The sequence below is a fragment of the Micromonospora sp. NPDC048169 genome, from assembly GCF_040652815.1.
Classification (GTDB): domain Bacteria; phylum Actinomycetota; class Actinomycetes; order Mycobacteriales; family Micromonosporaceae; genus Micromonospora.
Genome location: NZ_JBEZMS010000012.1, coordinates 131,891 through 147,284, shown reverse-complemented (window position 1 = coordinate 147,284; position 15,394 = coordinate 131,891). Strand labels below are relative to the sequence as shown.

Here is a 15,394-nt window from a genome sequence, read left to right as displayed (position 1 = left end):
CCGGTCCGGGCGTCTTCGTCCGAAGACCGATCAGACAAGAGAACCCTAGGGGCTTTTGTCCGTTTTGTAACGCTCGACTCGCCGAGTCAGGTCACCGCGAACAGCACCGGCTCGGCCATCAGGAAGTACCCCTGGTCGTCGTCCTCCGCGGCGGCGCTCTCCCGCAGCCGCTCCACCGCGACGTAGCCGTCCACCGCGTACGCCCGCCCCGGCCGCCAGCCGATCCCGTCCCGTCCCAGGTCCAGCACGAAGCTCGACCGGGTCGTGCCGGTGAGCGGGTCGACGGTGACCAGTTCCCGCCGGTCGGTCAGCAGGTGCACCCGTCCCGGCTCGGTCGCGAGCACCCGGGCCGGATGGATGTCCGCCCGGCGCCACAGCTCCTCGCCGGTACGCGCCGAACGCCCGACCACCACGCCGCCGGCCGTGTCCACCGCCCGCTCGCCGTCCAGCACCGTGTCCGGGTGGTCCAGGCCGGGCGCGGCGGCCGGTTCGCCCGGGTCGGTGACCAGCCAGCCCCGGCTGCCCGCGCCGTCCGGCCCGGCGGTACGCAGCCCGCGACAACCCGAGTGCCCGTCGCGGCAGCCCACCGGCGTCACGGCGAGTTGTTCCGGCGCGTCCGGCGGACGCCAGCGGGTCCGCACCACGCCGGTCGCCGCGTCCCGCAACTCGACGGCGGCCGGGCCGTCGCAACGGTCCACGCCGACCAGCTCACCGCTCGCTGTCGTACCCACGTCGGACCGGCAGCCCCGGCCCACGTCGACGTGCCAGAGCCGGCGGCCGTCGGCCAGGTCGTACCCGCCGACCCCGCCCGGGCCGGCCGCCACCAGCACGGTCCGCCCGTCCGCGGTGCGCGCCACGTGCAGACCCGCCGGATCCCAGACCGTGGCGGCGAAGGTGCGTCGCGGCTCCGGCACCGACCCCGGCCGCGGGCCGTCGGCCCGCCAGGCCACCCGGCCGGTACGCGCGTCCAGCGCCACCAGCCTCCCGTCGGACCAGCGGCTGACGACTGTGGTCTGCTCGGCGAGCACTCCGGCCAGCTTCGCCGGCCAGCGGCGGAAGGACCAGAACGGGGTGACCCGGTGCCGTCCGGTGACCGGCTGGTCCGCGTACACCTGACGGGTGCCCGCGTAGACGCGGAGGCGGCCGTCCACGACCAGCGGCGCCACCGGCAGCCGGGCGAGCACCCCGGCGGTCGGCGCGGGCGCCTCCGGGTAGGGCTTGCGGGCCGGCGTGTCGACCTCGGCGGGTGCCAGCACCCGGACGACCACGGCGACCGACGCCGCGACGGCGAGCACCGCCACCAGCGCCACCACGGCCCGCCGCTTCGCGGCCTTCGCCATCCGTCACCTCCGCCCCGGCACCCTACCGGCCGCGTGCGGGCCGGGTACGGGGAGCGGCCGGGTCGGCTCAGGCGGCCTCGGTGGATCGGGCGGAACCGGCCGCTAGTGCCAGGTCGGCCAGGTCACGCCGGAGCGCGCCCTCGACCGCGCGGGCGGCCAGGCCGCCGAGGATCAGGGCCAGCACCCGCCCGTACGCCCGGGTCGGCACCGCCTCCTGCTCGACGGTGACCTCGGTGCAGCCGCGCCGCCGCCGCTCGACGGTGCGCAGCGTCCAGGTGATCCGGTAGTCGGCGCCGGCACCGCGCGAGCCGAGCACCAGACGGCTCGGGGCGACCGACTCGATCACCTCGAACTCCTCCGGCTCGGTGCCGCCGTCCGGCCGGACGCGGGTCTCCCGCCACACAGTGCCCGGTCCGAACCCGCCGGCGCCGAGGACCTCGACCGCGTCCACCGCCGAGAGCCAGTCGGCACGGGCCGGGAGGTCGGTGAGCAGCCGCCACAGGTCGGCGTGCTGCGCTTCGATGAATGCGGATACCGTCACCGTCGACATGGCACCTCCCGTGTCGTACACGGTACGGGGCGTGACGGGAAACGGGGAGCCTCGCTGTGACATTTCCACCGCCGGTGCCCCGATCCGGGGCACCGGGGTGTGGCACGGACGGTCAGCCGCGCAACGAGCCGCCCCGCAGCGCGGTGACGAACGCGGCCCAGCCCGGTGGGCTCACCGCCAGCGCCGGGCCGTCCGGGTCCTTCGAGTCGCGTACGCCCACCACGCCGTGCGCGGCGACCACGTTCGTCGCCACCTCGACGCAGAGGCCCTGATCGTTCGAGCGGCTGCTGGTGCGCCAGACGGCACCGGTCAACTCGGTCATGCTCGGTCCTTCCTGTTCGGCTTCCCGGGTACGCCCCGGCCCGGCACCGCGGGCGGCTCCCGGCTCGACCGGGAGCCACCGGCCGGGCGTACGTGATCCGGACCGATCAACGGCGAAGGAAACGGCCCCGGTCGCACATCTGGTGCGACCGGGGCCGTGGCAGGCCGGATGTCAGCGGGCCGGGAGGATCGTCCCGGTGACCTCGCCCAACGCGACTGTGGTGCCGTCCGGGCCGGGCGCGGTGGCGGTGATCGTCACCGTGTCGCCGTCCTCCAGGAACGTCCGCTCGCTGCCGTCGGCGAACTTGACCGGCTCGGACCCGCCCCAGGTCAGCTCCAGGAACGACCCGACCTGACCGCGCTCCGGGCCGGAGACGGTGCCGGAGGCGTAGAGGTCGCCGGTACGCAGCGACGCGCCGTTGACGGTGAGGTGCGCGAGCTGCTGCGCCGGGGTCCAGTACATGCCGGCGAACGGCGGCTCGGCTACCCGCTCGCCGTTCCACTGCACCGACAGCGTCAGGTCCAGCCCGAGGCGCGGGGTGTCGCGCAGGTAGTCCTGCACCGGCGGGTCCTGGTCGGGCGCGGGCACGAACGCGTCGGCCAGCGCCTCCAGCGGCGTCACCCAGGCCGAGACGGAGGTGGCGAACGACTTGCCGAGGAACGGCCCGAGCGGCTGGTACTCCCACGCCTGGATGTCCCGGGCCGACCAGTCGTTGACGAGCACCACGCCGAAGACGTGGTCGTCGAAGTCGGCCACCGGCACCCGCTCGCCGAGGCGGCTCGGCACGCCCACCACGAAGCCCACCTCGGCCTCGATGTCCAGCCGGACCGAGGCACCGGTGGTCGGGCCCTGCGCGCTGGCCCGCTGCCCGGTCGGGCGGATCACCGGCGTGCCGGAGACCACCACCGTGCCCGCCCGGCCGTGGTAGCCGATCGGCACGTGCTTCCAGTTCGGCAGCAGCGGCGGCTGGCCGGGCCGGAAGATCTGCCCGACGTTCGAGGCGTGGTGCTCGGAGGAGTAGAAGTCGACGTAGTCGGCCACCTCGAACGGCAGCGCCATCTCGACCTCACGCAGCGGCACCAGCAACGGCTCGACGGCCGCCCGGCGCTCCGGCTCGGTGAGCAGCTCGACGACCCGCTGCCGGACCGCCGTCCACTGCGGGCGGCCGAGCGCCATGAAGGCGTTGAGCGTCGGCCGGCCCAGCGCGCCGCCGGCCAGCACCAGACCGGCGGCCTCCGCGCCGGCCAGGTCCAGCGCGAAGTCACCGATGCGGACGCCGACGCGCGGCTCGCCCTCGCCGTGCCGGAACACGCCGTACGGCAGGTTCGTCACCCCGTACGGCGACCCCGCCACACCCGGAACCCAGCTCATGCCGTGCTTGCCGTGCTTGCCGGGCATGCCCTCACGGCCCTCGCTCCGCTCGGTGCGTTCGCTCATGCCGTGCTTGCCGGGCATGCCCTCACGGCCCTCGCTCCGCTCGGTGCGTTCGCTCATGCCGTGCTTGCCGGGCATGCCATCACGGCCCTCGCTCCGCTCGGTGCGTTCGCTCATGCCTCAAAGCCTCCGTTCACCAGCCCCAGCCGGATCAGATCGGTAAGTGGGTCGGAGATGCTGCACGAGCCGTACCCGACCCAGAGCGGGCGCTCGGCGTCGCGGTGCGCCCGGGCCGGCTCGACCACGCGTACCGGGTCGGTGGCGGCGAGCAGCTCGGCCACGGCGTCCACCTCGGCGCCACCGACGGCGGCGAGCGTCGCGCCCAGCACGTTCACGAAACCGTGGTGGTTGAAGCCGGTCTCCGGGTCGCGGTGCCGGATCGCGTGGTGCAGCCCGGCGGTGAGCTTGAACGGCAGCTTCCGGTCCCGGCAGGCGCAGATCACCGCGGCCAGCTCGACCGGGGTCGGGAACAGCTCGGCGGCGAGCCCGCCGGTGCGGAACTTGGCGGCCACCGGCAGCCCACCGGCACGCGCCTCGGCGAGCGTGTCGAGCGCGCCCATCAGCCCGAAGGTGAGCGGGATCTCCGCGTACACGGCGGTGGTGTCGAGCCGGCCGGCGAGCGTCATCAGCGCGGACAACCCCGGTTGCGGGTCCTCGCCGCGCTTGGCCACCGGCGCCTCGATCTGCCGGGCGGCCACCCCGTCGGGCGCGAGCGCGTCCAGCGCCTGCGGGAGCTGGTCCAGGCCGGTGTCGCCGACCAGCCCGATCACCAGCCCCTCGGCGGGGTCCACCAGGCCGCGCAGCGACCCGCGCTGGATCTCCGAGGCGGGCAGCAGCAGCGGACCGACCATGTCCGCGTACCAGGCGGTGCGGTGGGTGCGGTGCGCGGTCACCGCGTCGGGCAGCGGGGCGTTGCCGGGCGGGAAGACCGCGGCGTCGTCCACCAGACCGGAGAGGAGGCGGGGCACCTGCGTTGACACGAGACAAGAATGTACGGGACGCTACGAGGAACGGACAACAGCGTCCGATTATCGGACGCCACCGGCCGGAGAACGGGACATATCGGGAGGCGAAATGCCGTACTACCGCAGCGTCGGCGACGTGCCGCGCAAGCGCCACACCCAGTTCCGCCAGCCCGACGGCACGCTCTACGCGGAGGAACTGGTCGGCCAGGAGGGCTTCTCCTCCGACTCGTCGCTGCTCTACCACCGGCACGCCCCGACCGCGATCCTCGCCGCCGAGGAGTACGCCCCGCCCACAGTCACCCGCGTGCCGAACCTGCCGCTCAAGCCGCGCCACCTGCGCACACACAAGCTCGACGGCACCGGCGCGGACCCGGTGCTCGGCCGGCAGTACCTGCTCGCCAACGACGACGTACGCATCGCGTACGTGCTCGCCGACCGCCCGTCGCCGCTGTTCCGCGACGCCACCGGCGACCACTGCCTCTACCTGGAGGCCGGGTCGATGCGGGTCGAGTCGCCGTTCGGCGTGCTGGACGCGGTCGCCGGTGACTACGTCGTCATCCCCACCTCGACCATCCACCGCCTGGTGCCCACCGGCGACGAGCCGACCCGGCTGCTCGCCGTCGAGGCCGCCGGCCACATCGGGCCGCCCAAGCGCTACCTCTCCGTACGCGGGCAATTCCTGGAGCACGCGCCCTACTGCGAGCGCGACGTCCGAGGACCGGACACCCCGCTGCTCGTCGACGGCGAGGAGGTGGAGGTGCTGGTCAAGCACCGGTCTCGGGCCGCAGGACCGGGTGGCAGCGGCACAGCCTGGACGCGTCATGTCTATGCGAACCACCCGTTCGACGTGGTCGGCTGGGACGGGCACATGTACCCGTGGGCGTTCTCCATCCACGACTTCGAGCCGATCACCGGGCGGATCCACCAGCCGCCGCCGGTCCACCAGACGTTCCAGGGCCCGAACTTCGTGATCTGCTCGTTCGTGCCGCGCAAGGTGGACTACCACCCGGCCGCCATCCCGGTGCCGTACAACCACCACAACGTCGACTCCGACGAGATGCTGTTCTACACCGGCGGCAACTACGAGGCCCGGCGCGGCTCCGGCATCGAGCAGGGCTCGATCTCGCTGCACCCGTCCGGCTTCACCCACGGCCCCCAGCCGGGCGCGGCCGAGCGGTCGATCGGGGCGGAGTTCTTCGACGAGCTGGCCGTCATGGTGGACACGTTCCGGCCGCTGGACCTCTGCGACGCGGCCGCCGACTGCGAGGACGACGGCTACGCCTGGACCTGGGCGCGCAAGTCCTGACGTACGCGAGAAGGGGCCGCGCCCGGCACGGACGCGGCCCCTTCGCACGCGGTCGTCAGAACGTGGACGCGTCGATGACGAAGCGGTAGCGCACGTCGGAGGCGAGCACCCGCTCGTACGCCTCGTTGATCTTCTCCGCCGGGATGACCTCGATCTCGGCGCCCAGCCCGTGCTCGGCGCAGAAGTCGAGCATCTCCTGGGTCTCCGCGATGCCGCCGATGTTCGATCCGGCGAACGACCGGCGGGCCGGGATCAGCGAGAACGCGTGCACCGACAGCGGATCCTCGGGCGCGCCCACGTTGACCAGCGTCCCGTCCACAGCCAGCAGCCGCAGGTACGCGTCCATGTCGAGGGTCGCGCTCACCGTGTTGATGATCAGGTCGAACGAGCCTGCCAGCTCGGTGAACGTGTCCTCGTCCGCCGTGGCGTAGTAGTGGTCGGCGCCGAGCCGCAGCCCGTCCTCCTGCTTCTTCAGCGACTGCGACAGCACAGTCACCTCGGCGCCCATGGCGTGCGCCAGCTTCACCGCCATGTGGCCGAGGCCGCCCAAGCCGATCACCGCCACCCGGCGACCCGGCCCGGCGTTCCAGTGCCGCAACGGCGAGTACGTGGTGATGCCGGCGCAGAGCAGCGGCGCGGCGGCGTCCAGCTCGATGCCGTCCGGGATGCGCAGCACGAAGTCCTCGGTGACCACGATGGCCTGCGAGTAGCCGCCCTGGGTCGGCTTGCCGTCCCGGCCCACCCCGCCGTACGTGCCGGTGCTGCCCTTCAGACAGTACTGCTCCAGGCCCTTGCGGCAGTTGTCGCACTCCCGGCAGGAGTCGACGAGGCAGCCGACGCCCACCCGGTCGCCGACGGCGAACTTCGTGACAGCGGAACCGACCTCCCGCACCACGCCCGCGATCTCGTGACCCACCACGATCGGGTAGCGGGTCGGCCCCCACTCGCTGCGCGCGGTGTGGATGTCGGAGTGGCAGATGCCGGAGAACTTGATGTCGATGAGGACGTCGTCCGGTCCGAGATCGCGCCGCTCGATGGTGGTCGGGGCGAGCGGTTCGGTCGCGGACGTCGCCGCGTAGGCGTTGACGGTGAGCACTGGTTCCCGCTTCCTTCAGCCGGTGTTTCCGGTGCTCCTACCCTCTCACCGGCGAGTGAACGCGGTGAGTCCGGCCACCACCGACGCGGTGATCGCCCCGGCGAGCGGCCACGGGCCGCCGACCAGCGCGTACACGAGCAGCAGCAGCACCGCGGCGGCGGCCGCGTAGACCGGCACGGCCAGGCCGCGCGACATCGCCTCCCGCAGGCCGGGCTGCCAGGTGGCCGGGCGCCGCAGCAGCACCGCCACCCCGGCCACCGACAGCACCGCGAGCAGCCGGGACGCGCCCGGCGAGGCCGGGGCCAGGGCGGCGACCAGCACGCTCGCGACCAGGGACAATCCGGCCACCGACAGCATGAGGCGCCGGATGCCGGCGTCCACCGTCCGGGCCGGGTCGGGCCGGGCCACCGGCAGGTCGGCCAGCGCGGTCAGGTGCTCCAGCGTCTCGGCGTAGCGGCGTCGTTCCAGCCGGGCCACGCCCACATCCTGCCCCGCCTCGCCCAGCTCCGGGTCCAGCCGCAGCGCCTCCCGGTAGGCCCGCTCGGCCAGGTCGAACAGTTGCAGCCGCACCGCGACCAGGCCCAGCACCAGGTGTGCCTCCGGCTCGTCCTGGGCCAGCTCCACCCCGCGCCAGGCCGCGTCCAGCGCCGCCTGCCCGTTGCGCGACGCGGAGAGGAGGGCGGCGGCACTGCGCTGCGCGTACGCGTCGCCCGGCGCACGCGCCAGGATCTCGTCGGCGGTGGCCGCGGCGGGCTTCCAGCGTTCCAGGTCGAGCAGCGCGAACCCGCGCGCCACGAGCGCCGGCACGACCGCCTCGGGCGGGGCGGCGGGCGACGTGCCGGGTGTCTCAGCGGTGCCGTCCACGGTGGGCGTCTCGACGGCGGGCACGAGCGTCTCGACGGCGGCGAGCGCCTCGGCCGGCCGGCCTGCGGCCAGGTGCATCCGGGTCAGCATGGTCAGCGCGGGCAGGTGCCCGGGCTCGGCCGCGAGCAGCGCGGTCAGCTCGCCGATCCCCTCGTCGTAGCGCCCCAGCTCGGCGAGCAGGTGGGCGCGTTGCAGGTAACCGTCGGCGGCGGACTGGTCGGGGGCGGCGTCACTCGGCATCCCGGCGAGCGTATCCGCCCCGACCCACCGCGCGCCGAGGGTGCCCGGCGTCAGGCACTCCGGCAGGACGCGCCCGCCCGGCCGCCGCACGTGCCCAGGCTGCACCACCGGCGCAGCCCGCTCTCGTCCAGGAACAGCCATCCGCACCGCCGGTCCGGGCAGACCCGCACCGTGAACCGGGCCGGATCGGCGAGCAGCTGCGCGCCGCTGAACGCGGCGGCGTGCACCGGCAGCCGGAGCCCGGCCGCCAGGTCGGGCCACCACCTGCCGCGTCCGTCTGCCTCGCGCCGGAAGACGAGCGTACGGGCGGCGGCCTCGGCGGCCCGCGCGACGTTCTCGAAGGCAGGGCCGTCGTCCGGGTCGACCAGGCTGGCGTAGAGCGCGGCGCGGAGCGTACGGGCCTCGTCGAGCACCGCCTCCGCCGCTGCCGGGTCGCGGCGCGCGAGGTGCAGCAGGCGGTTCGTCGAGACCTCGTCCACCAGCCCGACGTGACCGGCCCAGACGGCGAGGGTGCGGTAGCCGCGCAGCCACTCGGCGCCGGGCAGCGGCGGCTCGTGCCCCCACCCGGCGAGGGTGTTGCAGAAGTCCAGGGCCGGGTGGCCGCCCACGCTCCACGGCAGGCTCTCGTCGCCGACCCGGATCTCGTGCATCGGCCGGGTGGTCCGGTCCAGCCGGTCGTCGCCCGCGAGCACCCGGCGCTGCACCTCCCGGAGGCGGGGCCCCGGCTCGACGCCGAAGTCGGCCGCGAGCAGGTCCCGGGTGGCGCGGTAGAGGCGCAACGCGTCGGCCCGCCGGTCGCCCCGGTACAGGGCGGTCATCAGGACCGCCACGAGGTGTTCCCGCGTCGGGTGCTGGGCGGCCAGCGGCATCAGGTCGGCTATCGCGCGCGTGTGCCGGCCCAGCGCGAGCTGCGCCTCGGCCCGCAGTTCCACGGCGACAAGGCGAAGTTCCTCGACCGTGCCGTGCAGCCGGTCCCGCAACTCGTCGTCCGCCGCGTCGGCGAGCAACGGCCCGCGCCAGAGGGCGAGCGCCCGGTCGAGCGACCGCACCCGCCCGGCGGGATCGGCGGTCCGCCCGGCCGCCCGGACCAGGTCGGCGAACTCGTCGACGTCGACCCGGTGCCCGTCCTCCTCCACCGCGTAGCCCTCACCCCGGGTGCTGATCAGAACCCCGTACGGGTTGAGCGAGCCCCGCAGCCGCCCGATGTACGTCTGCACCGCACTCCGGGCCGTGGCCGGCGGCCGGCCGTTCCAGAGCAGGTCGATGAGGCGATCGGTCGGCACCACCCGGCCCACGTCGAGCAGCAGCACCCCGAGCAGGCAACGCTCCTGGCGCCGGCTGCCGACGTCGACCGGCCGGCCGTCGTGGCGGGCCTCGAACGGCCCGAGCAGGCGGAACTCCATACCGAACAGGACGACCCGGTACCGGCCGGGGGTTGTCGCCCGACGGTGATCGCGTGGTGAGGGACCCGGCCGACCGGGTCCGCCCGCGCGACGCCTGCCGCTCGACACGGTGAGCCGGTGGTGAGCGGGCACGGCGATGCTCGCCGCCCGGACCAGCGAGGGATGGAGTGGAACATGCGGTTCAGGATGAGTATCGCGGTGGCGAGCGTCGTGGTGGCGGTGGTCGCGGCCCTACCAGGGTCGGCATCCGCCGCGCCGGAGCGGCATCCCGCCCCGGGTGCCTGGGAGCCGGCACCCCAGGCGCCGTTCGAGATGCCCGCCGGCGCGCGGTGCGAGTTCGCTGTACGGGTCGAGCCGATCGTGGACGAGGTGCGGAAGCTGACGATCGAGACCTACCCGGACGGCGCCCCGAAGCGAGAGTTGTTCACCGGCGCTCTGATCAACCGGGTGACGAACCTGGAGACCGGCGCCACCTCGACGGCGGACGCGAGCGGCACCGCCCTCGTCGTCTACCGCACCGACGGCTCGATGACCTGGTACGTGACCGGGCCGGTGCTGCTCGGCTTCCGGGAGAACGCCGGCACGCTGCCGAAGGGGCTGTGGATCGTCGACGGCCAGTTCCGGGTGGAGTTCTCCCCCACCTACGACAAGACGATCACGATGCTCCACGGCACGACCCACAACGTCTGCACCGACGTCGACTGATCGGGTGACGCGGTGACCGGCGTCCCCGGTCACCGCGTCAGTCGGCCGGCGCCTCGTAGACCAGGGCCACAGAAATTCCGGCCAGCCCCTCCCCGCGCCCGGTGAAGCCCAGCCCGTCGGTGGTGGCGGCGGAGACGGTCACCGGGGCGCCGACCGCCTCGGAGAGCACCCGCTGCGCCTCCTCCCGGCGCGGCCCGATCTTGGGGCGGTTGCCCACCACCTGCACCGACACGTTGCCGATGTGGAAGCCCGCCGCCCGTACCCGGCGAGCGCTCTCGGTCAGCAGCGCCACCCCCGACGCGCCCGCCCACTCCGGCTGGTCCACCCCGAAGTTCGCGCCCAGGTCGCCGAGGCCGGCGGCGGAGAGCAGGGCGTTGCAGGCGGCGTGTGCCGCCACGTCGGCGTCGGAGTGGCCGGCCAGGCCGTCCTGGTCGGGCCAGTGCAGGCCGGCGACCCAGCAGGGTCGTCCGGCAGCGAACGCGTGCACGTCGGTGCCGACGGCCACCCGAGGAACGATCATGACCAGAGGGTACGCGTCGCGCCTTGACGGCGGCCTGGGCTGTGGTTAGCTTTGGTTGTTGTACGCCCCAGTGTCGCCTCTGCCTCGTGCAAGCGCCTGGGGCTCTTTCGTTGCCGTCGGCGCGGCGGGCGATCCCTCGCGATCGTCACGCTTAGCATCCGTTCCGTGACGCATCACCCCCATGCTTGAACGGTGCACCACTGGATCTCGCCCGGCAGGTTCCACCCCTATCTGGCTGCCGCCGGTGGCGACGAAAGCAAAGCCTGCGAGTTGTACGAGTGGAGCGTCGCCCTCACAGGCGCGTCGTTCGAGGCGTTCCACTACGTCGAGGTCGTTACCCGCAACGCGCCTTCCAGAGGTGCCCAAGATCCTCTTCCGGCTCGACAACGTCGATTGGACGGTCGGTGAGGTGAACCGGCTCCGAGCGGCGGGTGAACCACGCGACGCACTCCTCGCCGACATCATCGAGGTCAGCCGGAAGCACGGGTGGACCGAGGGGCGTTATCAGGTGTTCGGACTCACGGCGCCGGGGTCGGCGGGCCATCTGACGCTACCGACGCCGATCCCGCACCACGGCCGAGGCAGAGGTAGCGCTTTCACGCAAGGCCAGCGGTATGTCGTCCGAGACCGCCTCCGCCGGGCTCGATCCACCGCCGACCTGTGAGGCGGTCAGGCGCCGGTGGCAAGCAGGTGTTCGGCCAGGGCCAGGTCGAACGGGCGAGTGATCTTCAGGGCCAGCTCGGAGCCGGGTACGCAGGTCACCGCGCCCCCCTGCTTCTCGACCAGCCCGGCGTCGTCGGTGAGCGCGTCACCAGCCGAACTGTGGGCCGCGATCAGCACCGACCGACGGAAGCCCTGCGGCGTCTGCACCGCCCGCAGCGCTGACCTGTCGACAGTGCCGAGCACCCGCTCGGCCGCGTCGACCTCCTTGATCGTGTCGACCACCGCAAGCACCGGGATCACCGCGTCGTGCCCGTCGCGGACCGCCGCGGCCACCGACTCGACCAGGTGGGGCGGGGTGAGCGCGCGGGCCGCGTCGTGCACCAGGACGATGTCCGGGCCGGCGGGAACTGCTGCGAGGGCCGCCGCCACCGACGCCTGGCGTTCGGCGCCACCGGGTACGACTGTCACCGGGGCCACGGGGTCGAGCATCGCGCGTACCGCCTCGACCTCGGTCGCCGGTGCGGCCACCACGATCGTGTGCACCGAGGGCGCGGCGGCGATCCGGCGGACCGCGTGCACCAGTAGCGGCTCACCGGCGAGCAACCGGAGTGCCTTGGGGGCGCCGGGTCCGAGGCGTACGCCGGCACCTGCCGCAGGAACGAGGACCGCGACGTCACCGCGCGGATTGAGCTGCGCGGTCACGTCGCGGTCCTCGGATTCGTTCGCTGCGGGGTGGGTAGAGGCAGAGGCGTGGATCAGGCCTCGGTCAGCACCTTGTCGAGCAGCGTCTCGGCCTCGTCCTTGGTGCTCTTCTCCGCCAGCGCGACCTCGCCGACGAGGATGTCACGAGCCTTGGCGAGCATCCGCTTCTCGCCCGCCGACAGGCCCCGCTCCCGCTCCCGGCGCCACAGGTCGCGGACGACCTCGGCCACCTTCAGCGGGTTACCGGAGGCCAGCTTCTCCAGATTCGCCTTGTAACGCCGCGACCAGTTGGTCGGCTCCTCGGTGTGCGGTGCACGGAGCACGTCGAAGACCTTGCCCAGGCCCTCTTCGCCAACCACTTCGCGCACACCCACGATCTCGGCGTTCTCGGCGGGCACCCGGACCGTCAGGTCACCCTGCGCGACCCTCAGGACGAGGTATTCCCTGGGCTCGCCCTTGATGACCCGAGTCTCGATTGCCTCGATGAGTGCGGCCCCGTGGTGGGGGTAAACAACGGTCTCGCCGACACTGAAAACCATAGGTTCGAAACCCCTTTCGCTGTGTCTAGGGTAACACGCTCAGGCACCGATGTCTCACCGCTGTCCTGATCGTTGGCGCAGCTCAGGGGCCCTGTGAGAGGTATTTCTTCAGCTTGACAGGCGGTCAAACCGATGCTTTCGACACGCTCCGTGAGGAACACGTGACAACCCGGTAAGGGTGACGGGAGCGTCCGGATCTAGGGCTATGCGCTCCTTCCATGGTAGCTCCGCAACTCCATCCGCGCCCAGGTGTGGCGTTACGGCGGCCGTTGCGGGACGCTGGTGAGGGACGTGACGTCCGCTCACCGAGACGTTCCTGGGGGTCCGATGGGCGTGCCTGACGCTGACGGCCAGGGGTCGTCGGACGGGCTCCCCGGCCTGCCCCCGGAGTGGGGACGGGTGGTCGTCCCGGACGACGCCTCGGCGCTCGCCGACGAGGCCCGGCAGGTCCGCCGGGAGCTGCGCCGCGCGCGGCGGGGCTCCGGCCGGCGTACGACTCCGGCCCGGCTCGGGCTGCCGGTGCTGATCCTGCTCGTGTCGGTGCTCGTCACGCTCGCCGGGCTGGCCGCCGTCACATGGCCGCGTACCGGCACCCGGTCCGGTGCGCCGACGGTGCTCCCGCGCTCCACCGCCGCGCCGCAGCCGGTCGGCCCGCTGCCCGCACTGGACCTGGTCGGCGCGGACGACACGCCGGTGCCGCTGCGTAGCCTGCTGCCCGCCGTGATCATCCTGGTCGACGCCTGCGCCTGCGCCGAGCAGGTCGGCACCGCGGCACGCGCCGCCCCGCCCGGCGTCACCGTGGTCACCGTGACCGAGGGCCGCAGTGCCGGGCCCGCGAGCGTCCCGGGGGTACGCCCGCTCGGCGACCCGGCCGGCGGCCTGCGCTCCTACCTGCACCTGTCGCCCCACCCCGGCACCGCCGCCGCGCTGCTCGTGGACCGGCAGGGCACGCTGGTGCGGGTGGTGCCGGAGCTGGGCCCGTTGTCGGCCTACGGCGCCGACCTCGCCCGGCTGGGCGGCTGAGCCACCGGCCCGACCGCGCTCAGTAGAGCGCTTCGAGCCGGGCGTCCAGTTCGGCCCGGCCGCGTACACCGCTGAACCGCACCAGCACCGGTGCGCCCGTGCCGCCCAGCACGGGCAGCTCCAGCCGCCCGCCGCACCGGAGCACCCGCCGCGCGTCACCGTCCCCGGCGCCGGAGAGCCGGACGGCGACCACACCGTCCCCCGAGCAGCTCACAGTCAGCCGGTAGTCGTCGCCGCGCGAGGGGTTCACCTGCCGTACGACGGGTGGGCCGTCCGGCGTCAGGCTTGACGTCTCCCGCCACACCACGTGCGACATCCTGAGAACACGCGCGGTGCCGTCCGCCTCCACCCGCATCACCACCGACCGCTCCGGCTCGGTGACCGCCCCACGGCGCACCCCCGGCGGCAGATCGCTTCCCGGGCGGGACGGCCAGACGACGCCGGTCGGCGGGTCGACCATCACAGTGCGGAAGAACGCCTCGGCACTCGCGGCCGGTGCCGCGGTGGCCGGACCGGGCTCCGGTGCCGCCGCCCGCCACCAGGCCGCGCCGGCGGCCAACGCCAGGGCGGTCAGCACGGCCAGCGGTACCCGCCCGTCCCGCTCGTCGGAGGCCATGACGGCAGCGTATCGGCGCGGCCCGGGCGGGGCGAGCCGTCAGCCCACCCGTTCCAGCAACACCGCGTAGAGCGTCAGGCCCGGCCCGAACGCGAGCATCACCACCCAGCGCGGGGACGGCTCCGCGCGCCACAGCCGGTCCAGGATCAGCAGCACCGTCGGGGACGAGCAGTTGCCGTGTTCGGCGAGCGTGCCCCGGGACGCGTCGAGCCCGTCCGGCGGCAGAGCCAGCTCACGCTCCACCACGTTGAGGATCCGCGGACCGCCCGGGTGCACCGCCCAGCCGTCCACGTCGGAACGTTCGCACCCGTGCCGCGCCAGCAGGTCGTCGATCAGCGTCCGGACATGCCGGGAGAGGACCTGCGGCACCTTCGGCGACAGCCCCATCCGGAAGCCGGTGTCGGTGACGTCCCAGGTCATGTGGTCGGCAGTGGAGGTGTCGGTGACCGAGGTGACCTCGCGCAGCGCGTACCCCCGGCCGCCCGGGACGACCACGGCGGCGACCGCGGCGTCCGAGAACAGCGCGTGGGAGACGATCTGCTGGGTGTCCACCCGGGCGCCCGGCGGCTGGATGTGCAGGCTGGTCAGCTCCGCGCAGAGCAGCAGCGCCGGCCGCCCCCGGGCGGTGACGAAGTCGCTCGCCGCGCCCAGCCCGGGCAGGGCCGCGTAGCAGCCCATGTGCCCGACGAACATGCGCTGGGTGGCGGGAGACATGCCGAGGTCCCGGGCGAGCAGGATGTCCAGCCCCGGGGTGGCGTACCCGGTGCAGGAGCAGACGATGAACAGCCCGATGTCGGCGGCGTCCAGGCCGGCGGCGGTGAGCGCCCGGCCGACCGCCTCCTTGCCCAGCGGTAGCGCCTCCACCTGGTAGCGGCGCATCCGGCGCTCGGTCGGCCACTCCGAGACGTCCTCCAGCAGCGGGTTGACCGCCGCCTGCCGCCGGGTCACGCCGGAGTTCGCGAAGATCCGCTCGGCCAGTGCCCGGGTGCTCCCCTGGAAGTGCCCCGCGAAGAAGCCCGTCCACAGCTCGTCCTGCGCCGCCGCCGGCGGTTGTGCCGTACCCAGACCCGCGATCACCGGTATGCCCACGTCCCCACCCTCGCCCT

General features: G+C 73.7%; 16 protein-coding genes. 3 read left to right on the top strand and 13 right to left on the bottom strand.

The window, feature by feature from the left end; all coding sequences use genetic code 11:
• Window positions 1-86: 86 nt before the first annotated feature.
• The 5 genes from AB0D28_RS13800 to AB0D28_RS13780 form a co-directional block, all read right to left on the bottom strand.
• Window positions 87-1,340, bottom strand: a complete 1,254-nt coding sequence (locus tag AB0D28_RS13800) for a PQQ-binding-like beta-propeller repeat protein (protein WP_357385549.1) — start codon at window positions 1,338-1,340, stop codon at window positions 87-89.
• 67 nt (window positions 1,341-1,407) lie between these two features.
• Window positions 1,408-1,890: an SRPBCC family protein gene (locus tag AB0D28_RS13795; protein ID WP_357385547.1), complete on the bottom strand. Its 483-nt coding sequence runs from the start codon at window positions 1,888-1,890 to the stop codon at window positions 1,408-1,410.
• A 112-nt stretch (window positions 1,891-2,002) separates the two neighbouring features.
• Complete coding sequence (locus tag AB0D28_RS13790; RefSeq protein WP_104114857.1) at window positions 2,003-2,212, bottom strand: DUF397 domain-containing protein; 210 nt, start codon at window positions 2,210-2,212, stop codon at window positions 2,003-2,005.
• A 171-nt stretch (window positions 2,213-2,383) separates the two neighbouring features.
• Window positions 2,384-3,583, bottom strand: a complete 1,200-nt coding sequence (gene fahA, locus AB0D28_RS13785) for a fumarylacetoacetase (RefSeq protein WP_357385596.1) — start codon at window positions 3,581-3,583, stop codon at window positions 2,384-2,386.
• Between the two features lie 176 nt (window positions 3,584-3,759).
• Window positions 3,760-4,626: a hypothetical protein gene (locus AB0D28_RS13780; protein WP_357385544.1), complete on the bottom strand. Its 867-nt coding sequence runs from the start codon at window positions 4,624-4,626 to the stop codon at window positions 3,760-3,762.
• A gap of 94 nt (window positions 4,627-4,720) precedes the next feature.
• Between AB0D28_RS13780 and AB0D28_RS13775 the strand changes: the two genes are divergently transcribed.
• Window positions 4,721-5,917, top strand: a complete 1,197-nt coding sequence (locus tag AB0D28_RS13775; RefSeq protein ID WP_357385542.1) for a homogentisate 1,2-dioxygenase domain-containing protein — start codon at window positions 4,721-4,723, stop codon at window positions 5,915-5,917.
• 55 nt (window positions 5,918-5,972) lie between these two features.
• Here AB0D28_RS13775 and AB0D28_RS13770 read toward each other — a convergent pair whose 3' ends face one another.
• Genes AB0D28_RS13770 through AB0D28_RS13760 form a run of 3 tightly spaced genes read right to left on the bottom strand, consistent with a single transcriptional unit; the run spans window position 5,973 to window position 9,520 of the window.
• A complete protein-coding gene (locus AB0D28_RS13770; RefSeq protein WP_357385540.1) occupies window positions 5,973-7,013 on the bottom strand; it encodes an NAD(P)-dependent alcohol dehydrogenase in 1,041 nt (346 codons plus the stop codon).
• 45 nt (window positions 7,014-7,058) lie between these two features.
• Window positions 7,059-8,117 (bottom strand): tetratricopeptide repeat protein, encoded by a 1,059-nt coding sequence (locus AB0D28_RS13765; RefSeq protein ID WP_357385538.1) that lies wholly within the window; start codon window positions 8,115-8,117, stop codon window positions 7,059-7,061.
• Between the two features lie 50 nt (window positions 8,118-8,167).
• Window positions 8,168-9,520, bottom strand: a complete 1,353-nt coding sequence (locus AB0D28_RS13760; protein WP_357385536.1) for a BTAD domain-containing putative transcriptional regulator — start codon at window positions 9,518-9,520, stop codon at window positions 8,168-8,170.
• Between the two features lie 174 nt (window positions 9,521-9,694).
• Here AB0D28_RS13760 and AB0D28_RS13755 point away from each other — a divergent pair, with 174 nt between their 5' ends.
• Entirely contained in the window at window positions 9,695-10,225 is a 531-nt protein-coding gene (locus tag AB0D28_RS13755) for a hypothetical protein (protein ID WP_357385534.1), read from the top strand.
• Window positions 10,226-10,262: 37 nt separating this feature from the next.
• On the opposite strand, the gene ispF is transcribed toward AB0D28_RS13755, so the two are convergent.
• The 3 genes from ispF to AB0D28_RS13740 all read right to left on the bottom strand — a co-directional run bounded on the left by ispF (window position 10,263) and on the right by AB0D28_RS13740 (window position 12,649).
• Window positions 10,263-10,745, bottom strand: coding sequence for a 2-C-methyl-D-erythritol 2,4-cyclodiphosphate synthase (gene ispF, locus AB0D28_RS13750; RefSeq protein WP_357385532.1), 483 nt, complete (start codon window positions 10,743-10,745; stop codon window positions 10,263-10,265).
• Between the two features lie 669 nt (window positions 10,746-11,414).
• Window positions 11,415-12,110, bottom strand: coding sequence for a 2-C-methyl-D-erythritol 4-phosphate cytidylyltransferase (gene ispD / locus AB0D28_RS13745; RefSeq protein WP_357385530.1), 696 nt, complete (start codon window positions 12,108-12,110; stop codon window positions 11,415-11,417).
• A 53-nt stretch (window positions 12,111-12,163) separates the two neighbouring features.
• On the bottom strand, window positions 12,164-12,649 hold the full coding sequence (locus tag AB0D28_RS13740; protein ID WP_013288937.1) for a CarD family transcriptional regulator: 486 nt from the start codon (window positions 12,647-12,649) through the stop codon (window positions 12,164-12,166).
• A gap of 327 nt (window positions 12,650-12,976) precedes the next feature.
• Here AB0D28_RS13740 and AB0D28_RS13735 point away from each other — a divergent pair, with 327 nt between their 5' ends.
• A complete protein-coding gene (locus tag AB0D28_RS13735; protein ID WP_357385528.1) occupies window positions 12,977-13,672 on the top strand; it encodes a hypothetical protein in 696 nt (231 codons plus the stop codon).
• A gap of 19 nt (window positions 13,673-13,691) precedes the next feature.
• Here the strand turns inward: AB0D28_RS13735 and AB0D28_RS13730 are convergent, their stop codons facing one another.
• Both AB0D28_RS13730 and AB0D28_RS13725 read right to left on the bottom strand, forming a co-directional pair.
• Window positions 13,692-14,288, bottom strand: coding sequence for a hypothetical protein (locus tag AB0D28_RS13730; protein WP_357385526.1), 597 nt, complete (start codon window positions 14,286-14,288; stop codon window positions 13,692-13,694).
• Window positions 14,289-14,327: 39 nt separating this feature from the next.
• Window positions 14,328-15,377, bottom strand: coding sequence for a type III polyketide synthase (locus AB0D28_RS13725; RefSeq protein WP_357385524.1), 1,050 nt, complete (start codon window positions 15,375-15,377; stop codon window positions 14,328-14,330).
• Window positions 15,378-15,394 lie beyond the last annotated feature (17 nt).